Below are 7,242 nucleotides of genomic sequence, written 5' to 3'. Positions count from 1 at the left end.
ATTTTACATAAAATACTGGTCTAGTTTCGTGATGTCTTTTTTAAGCAATTTGTCCTTTGATAACTTCAAAAGATATTATTTTTCAGTTGACATACTACCGCAGGTCTTTTCGTTTTTTATAAAATTTCATAACCCGGTAATGTTAAAAATGGTACGAATTCATCATTTCGAACGAGATTTGTAAACAACGTTGTCGCCTCTTGGAATCTCCCTTTCTTAAAGGCTTCCTTACCAATCTCTCTTTCTATTTTTGCTAATTCTTCTTCTTTTAGCTCTTCCATTAATTCAAGCGTAATATTACGACCATCATTTAGTTTTCCACCTTCATGACGAATCCATTGCCATACTTGTGCTCTTGAAATTTCAGCTGTTGCCGCATCTTCCATTAAGTTATAAATGGGTGCTGCTCCCCGTCCGCTTAACCAAGATGCAATATATTGAATACCTACGCTAATATTCATGCGAAGGCCCTCTTCTGTAATCGTTCCCACCGGTACCTCTAGTAAATCGTTTTCTGTTACACATATTTCTTCACGTTTTCTAAAAATTTGATTTGGTGTTTTCATAATGTGATTAAACACTTCCATTGCAACCGGTACAAGTCCAGGGTGGGCGACCCAAGTCCCGTCATGACCGTCTAAAGCTTCGCGTTCCTTATCAGCACGCACTTTTTCAAAAGCTGCTTCATTTGCTTCTGGATTATTTTTAATCGGAATTTGTGCCGCCATTCCTCCAATTGCTGGTGCATTACGGCGGTGACATGTTTGAATTACTTTCAAAGAATACGAACGCATAAATGGCGCCGTCATCGTGACTTGTGCTCTATCTGGTAGTAAGAATTTATTATGATTACGGAAACTCTTTAAAAAGCTAAAAATATAATCCCATCTTCCGCAATTTAAGCCAGCAGAATGATCTTTTAGCTCATATAAAATTTCATCCATTTCAAACGAAGCGTGAATCGTTTCTAGTAACACAGTTGATTTAATCGTTCCATTTGGAATGCCGATATATTTTTGAGCAAATACGAATACATCATTCCATAATCTCGCTTCTAAATAACTTTCCATTTTCGGTAAGTAAAAGTATGGGCCGCTCCCTTTTGCTAAAAGAGCTTTCGCATTATGGAAAAAATACAAGCCGAAATCTACTAAACTACCCGACATATTTTTCCCATCAACTTGCATATGCTTTTCCTCTAAATGCCATCCTCTTGGACGTACAATGAGTACAGCTGTTTTCTCATTTAATCTATATTCTTTCCCTTTATCATTTTTATGTGAAATCGTTCCCTTTACTGCATCTCGTAAATTGATTTGCCCTTCAACTGCGTTTTCCCAAGTTGGTGAATTCGAATCTTCAAAATCCGCCATAAAAAGATGCGCTCCTGAATTTAAAGCGTTAATGACCATCTTTCTATCTACCGGTCCAGTAATCTCTACGCGGCGATCCTCTAAGTCTTTTGGCAGCTTGGCAATTGTCCAATCCGCTTCACGTATATGTTTTGTTTCTTCTAGAAACTTCGGAAACTCCCCTGCATCAATTCTCTTTTGTTTTTCTACACGTTTTTGTAAAAGTTCTATGCGGCGCTCATTAAAATTCTCATGTAGTTCCTTCAAAAAACTAAGCACCTCAGGTGTCAATATTTCGTTGTACGCTGGTAACATTTCTCCGGGCAGTGTAACCCGTGAAGTTTGCGTCGACATATTAGCATCCCCTTCTTAAACTGTTTTATAACAGATTTGATTTTATGTTTTATATTATATAACAAATCTTCAGAAAAGGAAGTTTTTTTTGAAAATTCATTTCATTTTTTTTTCAAAACGCCATTCTTTCGCGCTTTATTTCATACAAAAAAGGCCGCTGTTATACAACAACGACCTTTTTGTATTATTTTTAAATTTCACTTTGACTAGTTAAACTTTATTACTGCCCTTGTTCCATATCATGCAATATTGCTCTATGTAAAAACTGTGCGTATTGTTCTCTCGTTACCTTCATAGACGGACCGAATTTACCTTCTCCGATTCCTATTGTAATACCATTTGTTTGTACTGCACTAATTGCATTCGTTGCCCATGAATTTGCTGAAACATCATTAAAGTTATGAGATCCCTTTGCCTGTAAGTCAAAAGCATTCGTAAGAACTTGTGCCATTTCTGCACGCGTTAACGTCGCCTTCGGTCTAAAGTTTCCATTCTCGTCTCCCTGGAAAATTCCCATTTCCGTTAAAGCCAATATCTCCTCGATAAAGCTTGTTGAATTTTCATCAATATCTCCATATGGGTTTTCATATTCATCTTGTTCTTCCATATCAAACACACGGTAAATTAAAGCTGCAACTTGCTCACGTGTTACATTATCCCCAAAACCGAATATTCCATCGCCATATCCTAAAATAATTTCTTGTTCCGCTAATTCATGAATTGCCTCATATGCCCAATGCCCTTTTGGTACATCTTTAAATACAATTGTATTTGTTTTTTGCAACGGTGCACTTTCCGCTTTTACACTGTTACTCTCTGCTGAGAATAACACCCCACCCATAATTGTTAATGCTGTAGCTGTTTTTAATAATTTTTTGCTCATCAAATTATCTCCCCAATATGTATATGTTTTTTTAAAAATATACAGAATAAATGGTATAGTGACAATATATTTTTCGACACATTTCGTGACGGTTTTGTGAATCATATTACACATCATGTCTTTTTCATCGGGTTGATTATAAAGCTTGTGTATAACCATAAAAATACATAAATGAGAATAATAATTCTTTTTTAAACAAACAAAAAAGCACAAATATTTCTATTTGTGCTTTCATATTTCACTCTACTTCCAATCCTCTTTCAAATGATAATTAATAATCGCATTATTAATAAACTGAGCATATTGTTCTCTAGGTACAGGGCGATTTAATTCATACATGTCATTCCCAGTTCCTCTCACAACATTATTAGATTGTAACGCACTAATTGCATCTTCTGCCCAGTGGCCTTTTGGAATATCTTTAAATGTATGTTTTTGTTTCGTTTCAAAATTAAATGCTCGTTTTAAAATGACAGACATTTCCGCTCTAGAGATTGGTGCTTTCGGCCTAAAATTCCCTTGGCCATCCCCTGAAAAAACACCACGTTTTGTTAACGCCAAAATTTCCTTTTTAAAAGTTGTTGTACTATCAGAAACATCTTTATATGGATTCGCTACTGGCCCTTCTTCTTTTATCTCAAGTGTTCTGTAAATAGTCCCAGCTACTTGTTCACGTGTTATAAGATCGCCAACACCATACTTCCCGTTTCCATACCCTAATATAATTTTATGATATGCTAAGTCCATAATAGCATCATATGCCCAAAATCCGTATGGAACATCTTCAAACACAATCATTTGTGGATACTCTTCTGCTTTTACAGGCGTCACATTCGTCCCTGCAAATATACCTCCTGCCATTGTCGCAATCATCATTACACCCAATATTTTTTTCTTCATTGTCCTCTCTCCCTATTTCATTCAAATAAAATGAACTTCATTGTTTCAGGAGTATTATTTTTTGGTGAATGTAAGATAAAATGTAAATCTTCTAGAAGAAATATTTCCACTACCTTTCTGCTTTATACTCCCTTCTTTCTTTTTCAAAAAGGAAGTTGTCACATCTAAGGTGTTATATACTAAAACATTCTACAATCTCTTTATAAACTCCTTTTCACTTTATAACTTCCCTTTATTGGCACCTAAAGGAGATACCTAGTGGAGGCTACTATATTCATGGTTTATATTTCAGAGGTAGCATTCCCCTTCACTGATAACTCGCTTTCGCTGAATTTTGAGGTGGAGGTCTTACTGCCCAGCAAATAGCGGGATAAAAAAATCATCCTTTTTTCTTAAAAGAGGATGATTTTTTATATTTATTAACACTCAAATATGCTACTACTTTTGAAGAGTAAATTGGGCAACTATTTGTTTTAGTTTTCCTGCTGCGTTATGCATATGTTCAATTGAAACCGAAATCTCTTGAACAGATTTTTCTTGCTGTTGAATAGACTCTTTTACCCTATCAGTTCGGTCAGATGATCTTTGGGAAATTTGAGCCATGTCTTCTGCAGAAGCCGAGATTTCCTCACTACTCGCTGCAATTTCATCTGTAGACATAGATACCGTTTGAATTTGCTCAGATACTTGTTGTACTTTTTCTGTAATTGTTCCAAATACTTTTTCGGTATGCATTACTACTTGTGTACCTGCCTGTACCTCATTATCTACCTTCCCCATCATATGTACCGTATGGTTCGTTGTTCCCATAACTTGAGTAATAAGATTCTCAATTTGTTTTGCAGAATCACTAGATTGTTCTGCTAATTTCCGCACTTCATCTGCCACAATTGCAAATCCTCTACCACTTTCACCAGCACGTGCAGCCTCAATTGCGGCGTTTAATGCTAATAAGTTAATCTGGGAGGTAATACCTTGCATAACATCAATGATTTTAACAATTTCTTCTGATTGTTCTTTCATAGTCTCTACTTGTTTCACACCACTATGTACCGAATTTTGGATTGTATCCATCTGTTGAATCATTTGTTTCATTAATTTGTTACCATTCTCTGCATCTAATGCTGATTGAGCAGATAATTCATTTACAGAGGACGATGTATTGACTATACTCTGCATTCCTTGTGTCAACTCTTCCATCGCACCCGCAGTTTGTTCCATTGCTTGCATTTGACTCTCTGCACCATTTGCAACTTCTTCAATATCCATAGTGATTTTCTTTGCTGCACTACTAGATACTTCTGATGCAGATACTACTCCGTCTGCATGTTGAAATAAAAGCTGAATATTATTCTCTACTTCTTGCATATTTGTTCTTAGCCCTGCAATCATCTCGTTAAAATTACTTACTAATACACCTAATTCATCTTTAGCATTATAATCACCATGTACGGTTAAATCTCCTTCTTTCGCTCTTTCCATCATACGACTAACCGTTTGTAAAGGAGCAACTATAAGCTTGCTAATAATATAACTTACTATACATATAACGATTGTAGTAACTACTACAAGTATGATAAAGGTAATAACGGAACGATCAATCATTTTTTGAGAATCTTTAAATACTTGGTCAGCTAAATTTGAAACATACGATTCTAGATCCACTGCATAACCGGCTAACTCTATTCCCTTCGGTTTTAATTCCTTCTGAAATTCATTTACCATTTGTGGCTCGTTTGTTGCCTTTGCCTTTTCAAATAATTTTTTATATGTATCTTTATAACTTGGCAAAGATTTCTTCATCTTCTGAAACAGTTCATCCTCTTGCTTACTTAAATTAAAACCATCATCATATTCTTTTAATAAAGAATCATATTTTTTAAGATCCTTTTCAATATTATCAATTATTCCCTCTTTATTTGCCACTTCATTTTGTGATACCGTAATTAATTCTAGTAGGTTATATTCTAGTGAATTTTGTGTACGAAGCATTCCTTCTAATAAAATTGCAGAATATTGATAATCATCTACTACAACCTCTGTATCATGCTTAATCTTATTAATAGAACTAATTGCTACACTGCTTATAATTACCATACCTAAAACTGCTAATGAAATAAGCGACAATAATTTATATTTCACTTTTAAATTTTGTAAAAAATACATTTTTCCACCTTTATTCCTTTATATATAGATTTTTAGAATTTTATAGCTTATTATTTACAAAATCACAATAAAAAGCAATGATAAATATTCCCAATATGAAACTTATATCTCTATAAAAAAAGAAGTAGCTATCATGCTACTCCTTTTTGCTTTGTTTCTCATATTGTTCAAACGTATGAATTCTTTCAAAAATTGGTGGGTGCGTGTATAAGAAAAATTTTACTAACGCAGGCGGATTTACTTGGCTTAAACTTGTTTTTGATAAATATTGAAAAGTTTTCACACCAGATTTCCCATCCTTCGTCATATTTAAAGCATATTGATCTGCCGCTCTTTCTTCTATACGTGAAACGTAGTTTGTTGCTGGTTGTGCTGCAAAAGAGAGGACAGAAGAAATTAAGAAAAATAAAGGTAAAATGGAGAAACATGCTACTTTTGAAATTTGCAATGTATCTCCCCATTTGCGAATACACATATTTATAATACGACTAATTAAAAACATACCTATAAACGATAGCAATACATAACTTGCAACGCCAAAATATATATGCTTCATAACATAATGCCCCATTTCATGGGCCATGATAAATAAAATCTCTTTATCTTTTAACTGCTTAAGTGTTGTATCCCACATTACAATACGGGCGTTAGGGCCAATTCCTGTTACGTAAGCATTTAATGCATTCGTTTTTTCTGACATATTTACTTCATATACGTGTTTAGCAGGAATGTCCGCTTTGTCTGCTATCGCTAAAATTTTCGTTTCTAATTCTTTATTTTTCAGCGTCGAGAAGTCGTTATACAGTGGATCAATAACGACAGGCTGTATGAATGTTAAAAAGATTGTAAATGGAACAGAGAGCGCCCATCCTGCGAGCCACCATCTCTTCGGAAATTTACGGATAAGCCATAATAGAACGGTAACTACGATTAACATAGTCGCATAACTTTCCCAAAAACCGATAACATGATCTTTTATCCAGCTTTGTGTACTTTGTGTTGAAATGCCGTAATCAACGGACACTTTCCGGCCAATCCATTGCATCGGTAAGGCAAGCACTGTTGTCAGTAATGATAAATAAAAGAAATAAATCGCAACTTGCAAAACACTTATTTTAGTCGTTTCCTTCGACCATTTCTCAAACTTTCTTGAAATACCTAGCACAAGTACAAATAATAAAATAATCCATTCAAGAGGCGTCGCTAAAAAGTATAGTAAATTTTTCACGCGCGAATAATCTTGGCTTAGCGTAAGCTCTCTCGTACTCATAAACGTTTCTGGATCTGCACTCGTTCCCTTATACATGTCCGGAATAAGTTCATGATTCCATCCAAATAAATACCAATATATAAGTAACGCAAATCCAACGTACAAAAAAAGCGACCAACCGATAACCTTCCTCACGCTATTCCCTCCTCTATGCTGCCTGTCTATTATTATTGTAAGTTCGTACACGCTAAATTAGAACAAGCTTATTGTTAGTGATAGGTAAGGATTTGAAGTTATCTCTACCTTTTCCCCCACTCCACACCGTACGTGAGACTTTCACCTCATACGGCGCTCCATCTAATTTGTTTATTGTTTAA

5 protein-coding genes and 1 pseudogene are annotated in these 7,242 nt (G+C 35.0%); all 6 read right to left on the bottom strand.

Going from position 1 to position 7,242, the window contains the following annotated elements; translation table 11 throughout:
* Nucleotides 1-116: 116 nt before the first annotated feature.
* A complete protein-coding gene (gene aceB / locus MR168_RS31525) occupies nt 117-1,706 on the bottom strand; it encodes a malate synthase A (protein WP_086411905.1) in 1,590 nt (529 codons plus the stop codon).
* Nucleotides 1,707-1,926: 220 nt separating this feature from the next.
* Nucleotides 1,927-2,694 (bottom strand): S-layer homology domain-containing protein, encoded by a 768-nt coding sequence (locus MR168_RS31520; protein ID WP_139304517.1) that lies wholly within the window; start codon nt 2,692-2,694, stop codon nt 1,927-1,929.
* 138 nt (nt 2,695-2,832) lie between these two features.
* A complete protein-coding gene (locus MR168_RS31515) occupies nt 2,833-3,489 on the bottom strand; it encodes an S-layer homology domain-containing protein (RefSeq protein ID WP_140159368.1) in 657 nt (218 codons plus the stop codon).
* Nucleotides 3,490-3,927: 438 nt separating this feature from the next.
* The gene (locus tag MR168_RS34025) at nt 3,928-4,719 is read right to left on the bottom strand and encodes a methyl-accepting chemotaxis protein (RefSeq protein ID WP_406940645.1); all 792 of its coding nucleotides are present in this window, start codon (nt 4,717-4,719) and stop codon (nt 3,928-3,930) included.
* 156 nt (nt 4,720-4,875) lie between these two features.
* A pseudogene (locus MR168_RS34020) lies at nt 4,876-5,655 on the bottom strand (MCP four helix bundle domain-containing protein); the annotation flags it as partial.
* 136 nt (nt 5,656-5,791) lie between these two features.
* Nucleotides 5,792-7,060, bottom strand: coding sequence for a M48 family metallopeptidase (locus tag MR168_RS31505; protein ID WP_001233329.1), 1,269 nt, complete (start codon nt 7,058-7,060; stop codon nt 5,792-5,794).
* Nucleotides 7,061-7,242: the final 182 nt, after the last annotated feature.

The organism is Bacillus cereus group sp. BfR-BA-01356 (assembly GCF_022663635.1).
Taxonomy (GTDB): domain Bacteria; phylum Bacillota; class Bacilli; order Bacillales; family Bacillaceae_G; genus Bacillus_A; species Bacillus_A cereus.
This window is presented reverse-complemented; position numbering and strand designations above follow the sequence as displayed.